General features: G+C 58.9%; 17 protein-coding genes. 7 read left to right on the top strand and 10 right to left on the bottom strand.

Going from position 1 to position 15961, the window contains the following annotated elements; all coding sequences use genetic code 11:
• Positions 1–24 precede the first annotated feature (24 nt).
• Genes F8A88_RS07515 through F8A88_RS07525 form a run of 3 tightly spaced genes read right to left on the bottom strand, consistent with a single transcriptional unit; the run spans position 25 to position 2858 of the window.
• On the bottom strand, positions 25–1683 hold the full coding sequence (locus F8A88_RS07515; protein ID WP_151150512.1) for a chemotaxis protein CheA: 1659 nt from the start codon (positions 1681–1683) through the stop codon (positions 25–27).
• 2 nt (positions 1684–1685) lie between these two features.
• A complete protein-coding gene (locus F8A88_RS07520) occupies positions 1686–2438 on the bottom strand; it encodes a histidine kinase (RefSeq protein ID WP_151150513.1) in 753 nt (250 codons plus the stop codon).
• A gap of 24 nt (positions 2439–2462) precedes the next feature.
• Positions 2463–2858 (bottom strand): response regulator, encoded by a 396-nt coding sequence (locus tag F8A88_RS07525; RefSeq protein WP_151150514.1) that lies wholly within the window; start codon positions 2856–2858, stop codon positions 2463–2465.
• A 137-nt stretch (positions 2859–2995) separates the two neighbouring features.
• Here F8A88_RS07525 and F8A88_RS07530 point away from each other — a divergent pair, with 137 nt between their 5' ends.
• The 6 genes from F8A88_RS07530 to gmhB all read left to right on the top strand — a co-directional run bounded on the left by F8A88_RS07530 (position 2996) and on the right by gmhB (position 8121).
• Positions 2996–3586, top strand: a complete 591-nt coding sequence (locus tag F8A88_RS07530; protein ID WP_151150515.1) for a TrmH family RNA methyltransferase — start codon at positions 2996–2998, stop codon at positions 3584–3586.
• Positions 3587–3622: 36 nt separating this feature from the next.
• Positions 3623–4228 carry an L-threonylcarbamoyladenylate synthase gene (locus F8A88_RS07535; RefSeq protein WP_151150516.1) on the top strand — a complete coding sequence of 202 codons (606 nt, stop codon included), beginning with the start codon at positions 3623–3625 and terminating at the stop codon, positions 4226–4228.
• A 17-nt stretch (positions 4229–4245) separates the two neighbouring features.
• A complete protein-coding gene (locus F8A88_RS07540; RefSeq protein WP_241667385.1) occupies positions 4246–5730 on the top strand; it encodes a hybrid sensor histidine kinase/response regulator in 1485 nt (494 codons plus the stop codon).
• A gap of 330 nt (positions 5731–6060) precedes the next feature.
• The gene (locus tag F8A88_RS07545) at positions 6061–6516 is read left to right on the top strand and encodes an NUDIX domain-containing protein (RefSeq protein WP_151150517.1); all 456 of its coding nucleotides are present in this window, start codon (positions 6061–6063) and stop codon (positions 6514–6516) included.
• A gap of 7 nt (positions 6517–6523) precedes the next feature.
• Positions 6524–7540: a 4-hydroxythreonine-4-phosphate dehydrogenase PdxA gene (gene pdxA, locus F8A88_RS07550; protein WP_151150518.1), complete on the top strand. Its 1017-nt coding sequence runs from the start codon at positions 6524–6526 to the stop codon at positions 7538–7540.
• A complete protein-coding gene (gene gmhB, locus F8A88_RS07555) occupies positions 7537–8121 on the top strand; it encodes a D-glycero-beta-D-manno-heptose 1,7-bisphosphate 7-phosphatase (protein WP_151150519.1) in 585 nt (194 codons plus the stop codon). The genes pdxA and gmhB overlap by 4 nt, the downstream gene beginning before the upstream one ends.
• A 6-nt stretch (positions 8122–8127) precedes the next feature.
• Here the strand turns inward: gmhB and F8A88_RS07560 are convergent, their stop codons facing one another.
• The 7 genes from F8A88_RS07560 to F8A88_RS07590 all read right to left on the bottom strand — a co-directional run bounded on the left by F8A88_RS07560 (position 8128) and on the right by F8A88_RS07590 (position 15277).
• Entirely contained in the window at positions 8128–9534 is a 1407-nt protein-coding gene (locus F8A88_RS07560; RefSeq protein ID WP_151150520.1) for an FAD-dependent oxidoreductase, read from the bottom strand.
• A gap of 235 nt (positions 9535–9769) precedes the next feature.
• Positions 9770–10570, bottom strand: a complete 801-nt coding sequence (locus F8A88_RS07565; protein ID WP_151150521.1) for a tetratricopeptide repeat protein — start codon at positions 10568–10570, stop codon at positions 9770–9772.
• A 39-nt stretch (positions 10571–10609) separates the two neighbouring features.
• Positions 10610–11734, bottom strand: a complete 1125-nt coding sequence (gene carA / locus F8A88_RS07570) for a glutamine-hydrolyzing carbamoyl-phosphate synthase small subunit (protein ID WP_151150522.1) — start codon at positions 11732–11734, stop codon at positions 10610–10612.
• Positions 11735–12475: a 3-deoxy-manno-octulosonate cytidylyltransferase gene (gene kdsB / locus F8A88_RS07575; protein WP_151150523.1), complete on the bottom strand. Its 741-nt coding sequence runs from the start codon at positions 12473–12475 to the stop codon at positions 11735–11737.
• 21 nt (positions 12476–12496) lie between these two features.
• The gene (locus tag F8A88_RS07580; protein ID WP_151150524.1) at positions 12497–13780 is read right to left on the bottom strand and encodes a 3-deoxy-D-manno-octulosonic acid transferase; all 1284 of its coding nucleotides are present in this window, start codon (positions 13778–13780) and stop codon (positions 12497–12499) included.
• Positions 13777–14694, bottom strand: a complete 918-nt coding sequence (locus F8A88_RS07585; protein WP_151150525.1) for a D-alanine--D-alanine ligase family protein — start codon at positions 14692–14694, stop codon at positions 13777–13779. The genes F8A88_RS07580 and F8A88_RS07585 overlap by 4 nt, the downstream gene beginning before the upstream one ends.
• Positions 14660–15277 (bottom strand): HD domain-containing protein, encoded by a 618-nt coding sequence (locus F8A88_RS07590; RefSeq protein WP_151150526.1) that lies wholly within the window; start codon positions 15275–15277, stop codon positions 14660–14662. The genes F8A88_RS07585 and F8A88_RS07590 overlap by 35 nt, the downstream gene beginning before the upstream one ends.
• 275 nt (positions 15278–15552) lie before the next feature.
• On the opposite strand from F8A88_RS07590, the gene F8A88_RS07595 reads away from it, so the two are divergent.
• A complete protein-coding gene (locus F8A88_RS07595) occupies positions 15553–15870 on the top strand; it encodes a TusE/DsrC/DsvC family sulfur relay protein (RefSeq protein WP_151150527.1) in 318 nt (105 codons plus the stop codon).
• Positions 15871–15961: the final 91 nt, after the last annotated feature.

A 15961-nucleotide genomic window follows, 5' to 3' on the forward strand; every position in this document is an offset into this window, starting at 1 on the left:
TCAAGGGGGGTGAACGGTGTCAAGTTACGAGGAACGTTCATCCATCTTTTGCAGCAATTCTTCGGTATCCACCACCAGGGCGTCGGATTCGCCCATCATGCCGTAGCCGAGCAGGGGTACGTCGAAGACTTCTTCCACGGGCACGGTGAAGCGGGTGATGACCACCTGTTGCTGGCGGATCACGTCGTCTACCATGATGGCGGCCTTGTAGTCGCCGGTGCGGACCACCACGGTCTGGGATTTGTCCACGTCCTGAATCTCGGGAACGATGCCCAGATGGTCGCCGAGGCGCAGCAGGGAGTGCACTTCCCCGCGCACGTCCACGGTTTCGCGTCCGTCGGGAAGCTCAACCACTTCGTTGGTGTTGGGCACGTAGATTTCCACCACGTCGCGGCTGGGTATGATGAAGGTTTCTCCACCGACCCTGCATACCAGCGCTTCCACGATGCCTTCATTGGCCGAGCGGTCGAGCGGAATGCTGATGATGAACGCCGCGCCCTTGCCCAGCGTGCTTTCGATGGTGATGTCGCCGTCAAGGGATACGCGGATGGCGTTGACCACCGCGTCCATGCCCACGCCGCGGCCGGACACGTCCGTGATCTTTTCCGCAGTGCTGAACCCGGACATGAGCACGAATTGGAGAATTTCATCTTCGGTGTATTCGGTATCCGGGTCGGCAAGGCCTTTTTCCAGCGCCTTGGCCTTTATTCTTTCCGGATCAAGGCCTCGTCCGTCATCACGCACTTCGATGTATGCGAATTCGCCCTTGCGCCATGCCGAGAGTTTTACGCTGCCGGTTTCGGGCTTTCCTGCCTCGATACGGCCTTCGGTGGTTTCAAGACCATGGTCCACTGCGTTGCGCAACAGATGCACCAGCGGTTCGTTCAGGGATTCCACGATGGTTTTGTCCAGGGCCAGACTTTCACCGGACATTTCGAAATCAAGCTTTTTGCCGATTTTCTGGCTCAGGCTTTTCACCAATCGATGCATGGGCATGAAAATTTGTTTGAGCGGAACGAGCCTGATGGCGTCCACCTCGAACTGGAGCTTGCTGATGACGTTGTCCAGTTCCCGGAGGCTGGCCATGACCTTGGAGTCGATGCCCAGACCGCCTTGGGCGATGACCGCATAGGTGACCATGAGCTTGCCCACCAGTTCGATGACCCGGTCCAGCCGGTCCGTGCTCACACGAATGGAGGAAATGGCCTGTGCCGCGAGGCCTTTCTCCTGTGGCGCGTCCTTGGATTTGACGGCGGGTTTGGCTGCCTGTTCGGCAGGGGGATCGGTTTGCTCCGCTTCGCCCGTGGTGGCAGCTTCGCCGCCCATGGCCGCGGCAATGGCTTCCTCGGATTCCTGTTCGGCTGTTTCCGCCTGTCTGGATTGTTCGGCTACAGCTTCGGAATCCAAGACCGCCGGTCCCTGATCCAGTATGCCTGCCAGGGAGTGCAGGAATTGCTTTTGTGCATCCACGACGTTCAGCATGGACGTTATGATTTCCGTGCTTACGGGCGTGATGCCGTCGTTGAGCATGTCCAATATGGCGATGATTTGTGCGGACTGGATTTTCATCCGCGAGAGTCCGAGCGAGGCCAGCACCTCGTCGACGTTGCCGCCCCCGGCCGCTTCCAATGCCAGAACTTCGTTCTCCAGCGCTTCTATACACTCAAGGATGGCTTCGCGCATGGTCAGTTGTTCTCCGTGCCGGGAGCCGCGTTTGTGAAATAGGATTCTTCATCGGGGTGGACGGCGACCCTGTCGTCCATGCCCCAGGAGTAAAACGTCGTCTTGCAGGCCGGGCACATGCCGAAGACGGCGATTTTGAAAGCTTCCGAGTATGCGGCTATGGTTTCCCATGCCGCGGAGTTGAAGGTGAGCACACGGCTCAGGTCCAGCAGGATGCTGCTTCCGGGGTCCGCCTGCATGATGGCTGAAGTAAGCAGATCCCTTTGCGGGGCAAGGTGAACCCGGGCGTCTTTGACGCGCAGCACGAGCACTCCCTGTTTTTCTTCGGTGTCCACACCGTCGAAGGCCAAAGCCTCGTCCTGCGGCCCTGACCCGGAAGCCTCGTCTATCTTGCCGAGAATTTCGTTGGGCTCTTCCTCATCGGGCACGCCTTCGTCGCGGATCTGTTCCACCACCTGAAAGATCATGTTCACGGCGCGGGAGAGCAGGGTGATGTTCTCCGACGACTGCTCTACGCTCCCAGCCTGAACTTTCTTGAGAAAGTCTTCCACCTTGTGCGTGAAGCCCGATGCGTATTCGAACCCGGACATGAACCCGGTGACACCCTTGATGGTGTGCAACGGGCGCGAAAGAATTTCTATTCCTTCGCCGAGGTCGCCGCCTTCGAGCATGTCGATGCCTTCAAGCACCTGTGGGTAGTATTTGTCGTTGACCTCCGAAAAGAATTCGTCAACCAACGCATCTTCTTCACTCATGAATGATGGTCCCCGGCTTGCGGGTTACTCCTTGAGCAACCCCAGTTTTTCGAGTTCGACGAAGAGCTTGTCCTTATCCACGGGTTTGACGATATATCCGGATGCCTCGCCTTCGTGAAACGATTTGATCACGGTTTTCGGATCGTCCAGGGCCGAGGTCATGACTACCTTGACCCGTGGGCTCAGTTTTTCATCCCGCTCCAGGGTGCGAATCTGTTCCAGAGCCTCGATTCCGTCCACCTCTGGCATCATGATGTCCATGAGGATGAGTGAATATGGATTTCCCTCGCTGTGGGCCAGCTTGAAAGCGTCAACCGCCTCCTTGCCGTTGACAACGATGTCTATCTCGAAAAGGCTCATAAGAAAGGACCGCAAGACTTTTCTGCTCAGGAATTCATCTTCGACTATCAGGGCCCGCATGCCTGCTCCGTTGCCTGTTTTGGTTTAATATTCCGTAGGATCACTTTGTTCTCAAAAACGAGTAAAAGTCAACCGGGCTTCCAAGAAAATAATGTTACTACTTGCGTTTAAAGTTCTTTGTCGATACGACCGCGAACATGAACATACCAGTGACACAACGGCGCAGGGAGCGCATTGAACAGGTGTTGGCCAAGCGGCAGCCCGACCTGACTCTTGTCATGGATAATATATGGGATCCGCACAATGTTTCCGCGGTGTTGCGCAGTTGCGACGCATTCGGAGTCCACGAAGTCCAGTTGTATTATACAACGTCGCCGTGGCCGGATCTTGGCAAGCGCACCTCGGCTTCGGCAAAGAAATGGGTCCGGAGGATTCGTCATAACGACGGCCCGGGCATGATCCAATCCCTGCGCGACAGGGGGTATCAGATATTGCGCACCGGGTTTTCGGAAACGGCCCGGCCGGTCATGGCTTTCGATTACACGATCCCCACGGCCATCATCCTGAGCAACGAACACGACGGAACCGCGCCCGAGCTTGCGGAATTGGTTTCCGATGAAGTATACATTCCCATGCAGGGAATGGTGCAGAGCTTCAATGTGTCCGTTGCAGCGGCTATCATTTTGTATCAGGCCTTTTTGCAGCGCAACGAAGCCGGGATGTATGACTCCCCGCGTTTCGACGACGATGAGTTCCGGGCGCTCTGCAAGGATTGGTACAGTCGATGAAATGGTGTCTTTCCACGTTAACCTTGTGGAGCAACAGTGCAGAACGTGCTTGATTGCCTGAGCCGCGGAGGGGTGGCCGTCTATCCGACCGAAACGTTGTACGCCCTGGGGTGTGCGGCCACGGATCAGGACGCCTGTGCGCGGGTGGTGGCCCTCAAGAAACGACCGCAAATCAAGCCGTTGCCGTTGATCATCGGATGGCAGGGCGGGCTTGAGCTGGTCACGGACCACGTCCCGTTTTCATTGATCTCACTTGCGGAGCACTTCTGGCCCGGCCCCCTGTCGGTTTTGGTGCGTGCCCGTGAATCCCTTGCCCCGCAGGTGTCCGACAAACAGGGATTCACTTCGGTGCGGCTCAGTCCGCATCCTGTTGCCGCGGCCCTGAGCCGCGAATTGGGCGTGCCCCTGGTGGCCACCAGCGCCAATATCAGCGGGCATGAAGCCACGGCCGATCCCGAAGCGCTTGATCCCGATCTTCTGGCCGGGGTGGACGCGAGCTACCTCGACGCTCCATTGCCGTTGGGCGGTGCCCCGTCCACGGTGATCCGGCCGGGAAACGACAACGAAATAGAGGTCGTTCGTGCAGGCGCCGTTGCCGTGCACATGCTCGAGGCCGAAGGATTCGTCATCACCAATCGATAATTCACGGGAGAGAGCGTATGCCGGACGACATGGCCAGAGACCAACCGCTTGTCCTTGTGGTCGAGGACAGCAGGATGGTGTTGCAGGAAATATCGCGCCGCCTTCTTGATACCCGTGAATTCAGGGTCGTAACCGCAACAACTCTTGCCGAAGCCGAACAGGTCATGGCCGAGGCCGGCCAGGACATCTTCTTTTCCATTCTCGACGTGACGCTTCCGGATGCCCCGGACGGCGAAGTCGTGGACCACGCCTGTGCGCGGGGCATACCTTCCATTGTTTTTACCGCCAATCTGGACGAGGAACTGCGTACCGAAATCCTTTCCAAGAATATCATCGATTATGTGGTCAAGGACAGGACCGCAGTGCGGCAACTCGTGGAACAGGCACTGCGGCTTAAGCGCAACCGGGGCGTTCGCACCATGGTTGTGGATGATTCCCCATCGTTCCGTTCGTTCATCCGTCAGCTTCTGGAGCGCCAGATGTTCGAGGTGGTGGAAGCCTCGAGCGGCAAAGAGGGCATGGATGTCCTTGCCGCCCACGACGACATGCAGCTCGCCATCGTGGATTATGAAATGCCGGGTATGAGCGGGTTGGAACTGGTTCGGCAATTACGCGCCCAACGCGGCCGCGACAGGCTCGCCGTGATCGGTGTCTCGGCCCGTGTGACGGAACCTCTTTCGGCCTGGTTCATCAAGAGCGGAGCCAATGACTTTCTGCACAAGCCCTTTACCGAGGAGGAATTCAACTGCCGGGTGTTGCAAAACATGGACATGCTGCACATGGTTCGCGAACTCAAGCGCCACGACGAGGAAAAGAACCGGTTCCTTGGTGTGGTGGCCCATGACCTGCGCACGCCCATCAACGGCATGAGCGGTTTTCTGGATATGCTGCTGGAAGGCCAATCCGATCCCCTTTCCGAAGACCAGCGGGAGATTCTGGAGATAGTGCAGACGTCCACCGACAACATGCTGCACATGGTCAATGATCTGCTTGACGTTTCGGTCATTCATTCCGGCAGGCTCGACCTGCGCATTGCGGCCACGGATTTTGCGGCGCTGGTTGCGGAGCGGGTCCGTATTCAGAATTTTGCCGCGTCCCAAAAGAGCATTTCCATCGAGATGGAGAGTGACGCGCTGCCCCCTCTGAACATTGACGCGCGGCGTATGGCCCAGATGGTGGACAACCTGCTTTCCAACGCCATCAAATATTCACCCCACGGGAGCACCACGCGGGTCTGGGTGAGGCGTGAGGATGACGTGGTGCATTTCGTGGTCGTGGATGAGGGGCCGGGTATTTCCGTGGAGGACCAGACCCGGTTGTTCCAGAGCTTTGCCCGTACCGGGAACCAGCCCACCGGCGACGAACTCAGCGTGGGCCTTGGCCTGATGATCGTGCGCAGCATCGTCCAGGCCCATGGCGGTGATGTATGGGTGGAATCCGACGTGGGCAACGGGGCGGAATTTCACGTGACCCTGCCGTTGGCTGCAGACACGGGTGGGTGAAAAAATTTGAACACGCATGGCCCCAAAAGCCGCGTTTTCAGGTCTGCGGTTCAAAAAACGAAACTCTGGATAGTGATATTTTTTTTCGGTGAAGGTGTCCCGTCTGTATATTAGTGCTTGAAAATATTGATTTAAAGATTAATTTTTTTGGTGTTTCCCTTTGTGGCATGCAGGTTGCAAATTTGAAAGCATCCTTCTTTTGCATAGCGATTCGAAAAAAGCTCTCCGGCCATATGTCGGAGGCTTTTTTCGTTTTGAAAAGAGCCTTTCCGTGGTTTGGTTTGACATGCGGCCGGGCTTGGGCAACTCTTGATCGTACAAGGAGATTTTATGCAGAACAAGCAGCCCAGAAACCCCTATCCCACGGTGGACGGCATAATCCTCGTGCCGGGGGCGTCCGCCCATGCGGATGGCGTGGTGCTCATTGAACGGCGCAACCCTCCCTTTGGCTGGGCGTTGCCCGGCGGTTTCGTGGATTACGGGGAATCCTGCGAACACGCCGTGGTGCGCGAAATGAAAGAAGAGACCAACCTCGACGTGGTGCTGACCGGGTTGCTGGGTGTGTATTCCGATCCGTCGCGGGACCCGCGTTTTCATACCATGAGTGTGGTCTACACGGCGGTGGCACGGGACGTATCCCTGATTGAAGCTGGAGACGACGCCGGACAGGCGCGCATATTCCCCCTGGACGATTTGCCCGATCTGGCCTTTGATCATGGCCGGATTCTTTCGGATTACATGAACGGTCCGCATGCCCTGAACCGGGCGGCGGCCAACAAAAAATAAGAATACCATGAGCATGAAAACCATTTGCGTGACGTTGGGCGATCCCGGCGGACTGGGGCCGGAATTGGTGCAGCGTTGCCTGTCCGGGCGGACCGATGCCCGGTATCTGATGGTGGGACCGGAGTCCTGCCTGAAACGGCTTCTTGAGCAGGGGCAGACTCCTTTCTGGACGCGCATAGCCGAACCCGGCGAATTGCCGAACAGCGGCGGTGTGTTTCTGCTGGAACCGCCGCAGTTGGCGCGGATCGGCTTTCCCGAAGGCGCTCCTTCCATGGAGGGAGGACTGGCCGCCGGCGTTGCGCTGGAAAAGGCCGTGGACCTGCTGCAATCAGGCGTTGCGCATGGCCTGCTGACCTGCCCGCTGAACAAGGCCATGTTGCAAAAGGCGGGTTTCGATTTCCCCGGGCATACGGAATTTCTGGCCACCCGGCTGGGCGTTGGGCCGGAGGGCGTGTGCATGCACCTGTGCGGCCACGACCCGGACAATGCCGATCGCCCGCTGCTGCGCGTGAGTCTCGTGACCACGCATCCCCGGCTTGCGGACGTGCCCGGTCTGGTCACCCGTGAGCGTATTTTGCGCTGCCTGCGCCTGACCCGGAAATTTCTGGATGGCATCTGCCTGAGCGGTCCCATTGCCGTGTGCGGCGTGAACCCCCATGCCGGGGAGTCAGGGCGCATCGGCGACGAGGAGATCAAGACCGTGGGGCCTGCGTTGGAAGCTGCCAATGACGAGGGGTTGAACGTGGAAGGCCCCATTCCTGCGGACACGGTGTTTCATTTTGCGGCTTCGGGCAAGTATCCCGCGGTATTGGCCATGTACCATGATCAGGGGCTCGGCCCGCTCAAGCTGTTGCATTTCGGTGAGGCCGTGAATGTGACCCTTGGCCTGCCCTATCCGCGCACCTCCCCGGACCACGGCACCGGCTACGACGTGGTGGGCACGGGCAAGGCCTCGACAAAGAGCTTTGAGGCAGCGTTGGATATGGTGCTCCGCATGACCGGAGCCTGCGGAGGCCCGGCATGAACAGGCGGCGCTTCGTGTTGCTGGACAGGGACGGTACCGTCATCGAGGACAAACATTACCTGTGCGACCCGGAAGGCGTTGAACTGCTGCCCGGTGCAGTGGAAGGGTTGCGCCGCATGCAGGACATGGGCTTCGGGCTGGCCTTGCTCACCAATCAGAGCGGCGTGGGCCGGGGCTATTTCACGGAGGATGACGTGCATGCGGTCAACAACCGCCTGCTTTCCCTGTTGCGGGAGCAGAACGTGCACATTGACGCGGTGTATCATTGTCCGCACGCGCCCGAGGAAGACTGCCGCTGCCGGAAGCCCGAGCCGGGCATGATGCTGCAGGCCGCCGGGGAACTGGGATTCGATCCGTTCGAAAGTTTCATGATCGGCGACAAGCTCGCGGATATGCAACTGGGGCGCAATACCGGGGCCGTATCCATTCTGGTGCGCACGGGCAAGGGCGCGCAGGAGGAAGACGCCTGCCGAGGCATCGCCGATCATGTTGTGGATGACCTTGCGCAGGCTGCCGATATTATCGGGCGGGTGTGCAGCAAACAGGCCGGGCGGCTGGATTTCCCGAAGCGTCCCCAGTAATCGGAATTACGGCCGGGGTCTCGAGGCGCTGTATGCCGCGGCCATGCCGGTGGTCACCTCAAGGGTGGCAAGGGCCTGCAATGCGGTGAGTCTGTCCGGGCTTGCGCTCAATTTCCTGAGGCGTTCAATGAAATTTTCCATGCCCGGTCCGGCCATGAACAGGGCATGGCGTTGCAGCCCCTGTGCTATCTCGGAATGGGGAGTGGGGCTGTATCCGTTGTCGGCAACAGCACCCTCCATCTGCGATTGTATCGCCTTCTTTCGGGGACGTTCGGATGCTTTTGCATGGCGTACCGCTGCCAGTCCGGCCCTGCGGCCGAACACCTGCGTGGCAGCGACCATGGCTCCGCCCAGCCGGTTGGCCCCGTGCATGCCCGTGGCGCATTCACCCACGGCGAACAGTCCGGGCAGGCTGGTCGCACCATGCTCATCCACCACGGCTCCGCCGTTGCCCGCATGGGCGGTCAGTCGCATTGCGCGCGTTTCCCCGTCTATCCGCACCATGACGTTGCCTTGCTGGTCGGCCCCGTGCAGCAGCCATCGGTCCACGGTGTTGTCCTTGTGAAAATGAAAGGCCGGGCAATGGGTGGAACGCAGGGCGCGCATTTCGGGTTCCGGACCTGTTTTTCCGGCCACGGTGGCTTGCATGGGTAGTGCGCCCACGTTTACGAATTGTCCCCCGTCGTCAAACCACATGAATTGCAAAAAGCCTGTGTTGGCCGTTGCCACGCCCGCCTCGCGCAGCAGACCCAACGATATGCCGGGATTGCCCGGTCCTGCCGAGTGGGCCGGGTAGAGCGGAGCCGGGCCGCCGAGGGCCAGTATGGTGGCCGTGGCCGCAATGGTAACGGTGCGTCCCTTGTCGTCCACGCCCCATGCGCCCACGCATCGTCCCTCATGAGGGGTGAGCCCCTGTATGGTGGCTGGCATGTGCGTTATTTTGTCTTGGATTTGCCTTGCGAATTGTTGGTGAGCGTGCCCGAGGTCCTCGAAGATAACGGCGCGTCCGCTCGGGTCGCCGCAAACAGGGAACCGTTTCATGTCTCCCTGTTCATTCTGCCGGAACCGCAGCCCCAGGGATTTGAGTTCATCAAGGCGCGGTTCAGCCTCTTCCGCCAGAATTCGTGCCAGTTTTTCGTCCATGAAGCCGGGAGCCCCCAATTCCATGGCCCGGTTCACGAAACATTCTCGTTCGTCACCGGAGCGGGGAACGATCATGCCCAGAGCGTTGTTTTGGTTGGCAAAGGACGAACCGGACGGGCCGTCGTTGGCGGAGACGAGCGTAACGGAGATTTCCGGGTTTTGCTCAGTGATCGACCACGCAGCGCGCAGACCCGAAAGGCCGGCGCCGAGAATGAGTATGTCGCAGGAATGCACATGCATGAGTTCAGTGTAGCGCAATGCGCGGCCCATGGGAAAGTGGATGCTTTCTGTGACGTGATTTGATGGCTGTCGCCTTTTTGTATTTTTCGACTACAAAACGGGCTTGAAAGACGAAACCTTACATAAACGATAAATGAACTGCGGCCGGTCCTGCGAAAGCAGGACCGGCCGCAGCGTCGGAAAGTTTTAGGGGGGAGGGCCCTTTTTCAAAAGAGCCCTCCCCAAATTTTCTATCGTCAAAAAGGTTCGTGGGCCGCCGGAGGCGTCAGCCCATTTTCTTGAGGGCAAAGGCCTTCATCTTGGCGGCTTCCTTGAAGTCGGGATTGATATCCATGGCGCGTTCAGCGGCCTTGGCCATCTTGGGCCATTTTTTCCAGTCGAAATAGAGCCTGCCCATGTTGAAGAGCAGATACTCGTCGTCCTGACAGATGGCCAGTGCCTTGAGATAGTATTTCTCGGCGGTTTCAAAGTCCTTCATCTTGCGCAGGACGATGCCGATGCGGTTGTAGAGGAAGATGGCGTTGGGATCGTCGCGCAGGGCGTCGTCCAGCAGGTTGAAGGCTTCCTGATAGCGTTCGGCCTTGAGGTAGCGGTCCGCAATGTCGGCCTTGAGGTCGATGTCGCTGCCGAAGTCACCGATGAGCTTGTCGAAAACGGATTTGGCCTTGTCGAACGACTGGTTGTCCAGATGCTTCTGGCCTTCGGCAAGATCCTTGCGCTTGCGCGCTTCGATGGCCGCGATGTCCAGCTGCGCGTCTTCGTTCATCTTTTCCTGAAGCAGGCGGAGCAATTCCACCATGGCATCGAGAAAGACCTTTTCCTTGCCCGGTTCGTAGTTGATGACCAGCGGATAAACCTTGCGCAGATTGTCGTCCGAATTGAGGCTGTAGGCGACCTTTTTGAGCAGTTCTTCAAATTCCGTGCGTTCACTCTTCATGAGCGATTGCCTGAGCATGGTGAGCAGGCCGTCGTGAACGGCCTGAACAGCGGGCATGTATTTGCCTTTTTTCAGGTTGGTGGAAACCGAAGACAGTTTTTTTCGTGCAGTGATCAACTCAGCGGACATACGTGCCTCGTTTCTTTGTATACCGATGTTCGGTTTGCGCTATTTGCCGCTTTCCGTGCGAACCATTTCCCGGAAGCGGGTGAAGAAGTACCGGCTGTCGTGCGGGCCGGGTGCTGCTTCCGGGTGATACTGGATGGCCAGAATCGGTTTTTCCTTGTGCGCAAAGCCTTCAAGTGTCTTGTCATTCAGATTGATATGCGTGGCCTGCAAAAAATTCAAGCCGCTTATATCCACGCAGAATCCGTGGTTTTGGGACGAAACTTCGATTTTTTCGGTAGTCAGGTCCATGACCGGATGGTTGCAGCCATGGTGTCCGAATTTGAGCTTGTATGTGCTGCCGCCCATGGCCAGCCCCAGAATCTGGTGACCGAGGCAGATGCCTGCCACCGGATAGTCCTGGCACAGGTCGCGCGCGGCTTCCACGCCGTTTTCCACCACGGCCGGGTCTCCCGGGCCGTTGGAAAGGAAGATGGCGTCGGGATTCATGTTGCGCACTTCCGCGGGCTTGCAGTCCGAAGGAACCACCAGAATATCGAATCCTTCTTCTTCAAGCCAACGCAGGATGTTCCATTTGACCCCGAAATCATAGACGATCAGCTTGGGACCGCTGCCGTTCCAGCTGGCTTCGTCAAGGGATTGGAACTGACGGGGCTTGCCGTCCACCCACCCATAGGGGGAGGAAGAGGACACGCGGTCCGCAAGGTTCTGGCCTTCCATGGAGGGCACTGCCTTGGCCTTTTCGATCAGATCGTTGACGGCGGCGTCGCCCGTGGCCATGAAACCTCGCATGGCGCCGTTGATGCGCAGATGCCGGGTCAGGGCGCGGGTGTCGATGCCTTCGATGCCCATGACCCCGGCTTCGGTGAGGTAATCGGGCAGGGACATGGTGGAACGCCAGTTGCTGGGGCGCTTGCAGCACTCCTTGACGATGAAGCCCGAGGCTTGCACCGAGCGCGATTCCACGTCTTCGGCATTGATTCCGTAGTTACCGATGAGCGGATAGGTCATGCAGACCATTTGTCCGGTATAGGACGGGTCTGTGAGGATTTCCTGGTAGCCGGTCATCCCGGTGTTGAAGATGACTTCGCCGCAGGCCTCGCCCTCTCCGGTGAACGAGGTGCCTTTGAAAATCGTGCCGTCTTCAAGGGCCAGAATAGCTTTCATTTACTTCTGCTCCAGAATTCTGATGACTGTTTCAAGGTCTTCGGGCCGGTCCACGCCATGGCAGGCGTGTGCTGTTTCGGTGACGTGGATGTCGTACCCGTTTTCGAGAAAACGCAATTGTTCGAGCCGTTCCCTCTGCTCCAGCGGACTTGGCGGCAGTTCGCCGAATCGGGCCAGCGCTTCCATGCGGAAGGCGTAGACTCCGATGTGCAGATGAAACGTTCCCTGTCCGCCGTCGCGGTCAAAGGGGACCATGGCCCGGGAAAAATACAATGCCCTGCCGTCCTGCGAAACCACGGCCTTGACCCGGTCCGGGGAGGCGGCTTCCTGAGCGTTCATGCCGCTCACCAGTGTGGCGATCATGGTTGTTTCGCGTTCAAAGGGCGAGAGCAGCTCCGTGAGCATGGCCGGTTCCAGCGCGGGTTCGTCGCCCTGAATGTTGACCACCACTTCATCGTCTCCCACGCCGATCTTCCGTGCCGCTTCGAGAACGCGGTCCGTGCCGCTGGCATGGTCGGCAGCGGTCATGACCACGGGGACATTCAGAGCCTCTGCGGCCTTGAAAATCCGTTCGTCGTCGGTCGCCAGGGTCACGCTTTGCAGCTGTTCGCACTGGCGCGCCCGGTCATAGACGTGCCAGAACATGGGTTTCCCCAGCAATTCCGCAAGGGGTTTGCCGGGAAAGCGCGAGGACTCGAAGCGCGCGGGAATGATGCCGTGACAGAGTGGGAACATGCTCATGCTGCAACCGTGTTGGGTCTGTTAATCATTATTCATGAATTGGGCAATATGTTTGCTTACGGTTTTGGCGCCGCCCCTGCGGGAACGGATGTATGCGTGCACCGCTTTCTTCACATCCGCGGGTCGCGGCGGATTGTCCAACAGCCGCAGCAGGGCTTGGCATACGCCGTCCGCATCGTCCGCGCGGATCGCAAGGCCGGATTCGAATATCTCGGTGCCCACCCATGCGAAATTGTGCAGGCTCGGCCCGGTTACCGGCGTGATGCCGCAGGTCAGCGGCTCCAGAAAATTCTGTCCGCCCAGCGGCGCGAGGCTGCCGCCCACGAACGCGGCCTTTGCCAGGGCATAGGCCGGGACCAACTCGCCGAACGTATCCCAGAGCAGGGTGGTGCCCGGTTCGGCCGGTCCGGTCTGCTTGCTACGCAATTTCCATGGAATTCCGTGCTGGTCGAGCCGCTCCTTCCATGCGTCGATGCGCTCCATGTGCCGGGGAAACAGGCCGAGGACAGCGTCCGGGGCCTTGCGGTGCAGACGGGCCGTCAGCCGTCCGATTTCGGACTCCTCCTGTTCGCGCACGGAACCGAGTACCACGAACCGCGCATTCGGGGCGATGATTTCCCGCAACGGATTGTCGGACCGGGGATTTCCGGCCGGGGCGCGCATGCGGTCGAATTTCATGTTGGCCATGGTCTGCACCCGATCTTTGCCGAACAGGGTGGCGAACCGCTTGGCATCCCGTTCGGAAACGGCCAGAATCCTGTCCGGTGCCAGCGCGCGCAAGGGCTTGCGGGCCGCAAGGTATCCGGCAAGGCTGCGCGGGTTCATGCGTCCGTTGGCCAGCAGCACCTTGGTTCCCTGTTGCCGGCAGGCGTGCAGGAAACCGGGCCAGATTTCGGTTTCGAGTATGACCACCACTTTGGGGCGCACGTGGCGCAGGGCGGTCTGCATGATGCGCGGGGCATCGAATGGAAAATAGCGGGGTTGCAGGGTGACGCCTTTTTTGTTGTCGTGCGTTTCCCGTGCCGCGCGTTCGAGGATTTCCATGCCCTGTCTGGTGTTGGTGGTGGCCAGCACGTTCAGGGGGCGGGAGGAGAACGGATTTTTCAGTTCGCGTACCAGTTCCCACGTGAGATAGGATTCGCCGCCGCTGGCGCCCTGGATCCAGATGTCGGCGCGAGCGGGCAGGTCGTTTTCCAGGGTGCGCTGTCCGAATCCGTCGTGCAGGCGGGAATGATGGCGCAACAGGGGAGTCGCTGCACGCCAGAGAAGGTCGTAGGTCCCCAGCGCCATGGATTGCAGGCTCATGCGCGTCCCCGTTCTTCCAACCCGAGCCGTATCAGTTCCGCGATGAGGTCCTCGAAGCTCAGGCCCATGGCCGCTGCCGCGCGCGGAACAAGGCTGGTCGTGGTCATGCCGGGCAGGGTGTTGATTTCCAGCATGCGGGGAACCCCGTCCTCGCCCAGCATGAAGTCGGCCCGGCTGTACCCGGTCAGGCCGAGGGCCTTGCTGCCCCGGACGGTCAGTTCCATGATCTGTTTGCTCAGGGCGTCGTCAATGGGAGCCGGACATATTTCCTCGGCCCCGTCCTCGTCGTACTTGTTGGCGTAGTCGAAGAATTCCGCGCCCGGTTTGGGCCGGATGAGGATGACGGGCATGGGCGTTTCGCCCAGAATGCCGCAGGTGAGTTCTGTTCCCGGCGTATACTGTTCCAGCAGGGCCTGATCGCAGTGGCTGAAAATGATGCTGGTTTGCCGGACCAGTTCCTCGCGGTTGCGGGCAATGCCCATATCCACGCTGGACCCGCCCGTGTTGGGTTTGGCAAATACCGGGAAGTCCAGAGGGATATCCGTGTCGTTCTCAAGTGGCGCGGTCAGCAGGTGCCAGTCGGGCGTGGGAATATCGTTGTCGCGGAATATCTGCTTGGCCGCGGCCTTGTTCAGGGCCAGAAAGGAAGGCGCCGGACCTGCGCCCTGATACGGGCAGTCCGCGCTTTCGAGCATGGCCTGTACAAGACCGTCCTCGCCCGGGGAGCCGTGCATGTTGATGAAGGCGAAGTCCGCCTTGCGGGCGCGGTGCGTCAGATCGTCCAATTCGTGCGCCGGGTCGAAGTCGCGCACCGTGTGGCCGAGATTTTCAAGCGCGGCGCGAATGTTGGCGGCCCCCATGAGGGAGACCTCCCGTTCGCTACTCCATCCGCCCGCAATCAAAAGTATGTTCATTGAGATCTACCTTGATGAACCGGGTGAAGGCCGTTTCAACCTCCAGAGCCTGGTCCATTGTTGCTTGTATGCGCCTGCGTATGTATTCGGTGCTGCCGTAGCGTTCGATGAGATCCTCGAAGCGGTCGGCAATGGAAACCACGGTGTCGTGGCGGACGCGTTTGTCCGCATACAGCACGGCGAGTTGGGGAAAGTGATTTTCGAGGTCGATGGCGAACGGCCAGTAGACGTGGTGGGTTACGCCCGAGGAAAGTACCGGGTTTCCGGTCACTTCCTGCATCCACGCCCCGCCGAGCTGGCTGTGGTTGCCGCCGTGCAGGATGGCGTAGGTTTTGGCGATGTCGTGCAACAGGGCCGAAGCACGAACAAGCTGCACGTCCACGTCATGCCCCTGATCCTTTGCCTTTTGTGCCAGAAAGGTGGCCACATCCGCCACGCAGGTGCTGTGCCTGCGGATATTGTCGAGCATTTCAAACCTGTCCCAGAGCGCAAGGCATTGTTCTTCATCCGGAACCGGAATGTCGGTCCTGGACGGCGGGGGCTCGGGCAAGGTCCAATGGTTTGTGGTTGTCGTATGAGTCATTGGCTCGGGGCGGGCGCCTTTTTTTCCGGTTCGGCGTGCTGCCGTGCCGGTTTGCTGCGCTTCCGTTTCATAATCTACCAGTTCGCGGTGCAAAAATAAAGCAAAGCACGGACATGGAGACCAAAATTTCATCGTGGCGAAAGGGGATTTCAAATTTGTTCTTGCTATTTTTCGTGACGCAAACTAAAGGGTTGGAGCATAGTTCGTACTAGGACAATATGATAACAACCGGCGGGAATCGCCGGACTGTTCAATCAACATTGAGGAGGAATCCAATGGCTGTTGTTGAATTTCAGGGCAAATCGTTCGAGGTAGATGAAGACGGCTTCCTGCAGCGCTTTGAGGACTGGACCCCCGAATGGGTCGATTACATCAAGGACACTGAAGGCATCAAGGAAATGACCGACGATCACCAGAAGGTCATCGACTTCCTGCAGGACTACTACAAGAAGAACGGCATTGCCCCGATGGTGCGCATTCTTTCGAAGGTCACCGGCTTCAAGCTGAAGCAGATCTACGAACTGTTCCCGTCCGGACCCGGCAAGGGAGCCTGCAAAATGGCTGGCCTGCCCAAGCCCACCGGTTGCGTCTAGTTCGCATCCATATGATTGCCGAAGGGCGGAAGCTTGTGCTTCCGCCCTTTTTTATTGTCCTTTCGCAATTGCACTGATGCCGTGTTCGGTA

The sequence above is a fragment of the Pseudodesulfovibrio senegalensis genome, from assembly GCF_008830225.1.
Taxonomy (GTDB): domain Bacteria; phylum Desulfobacterota; class Desulfovibrionia; order Desulfovibrionales; family Desulfovibrionaceae; genus Pseudodesulfovibrio; species Pseudodesulfovibrio senegalensis.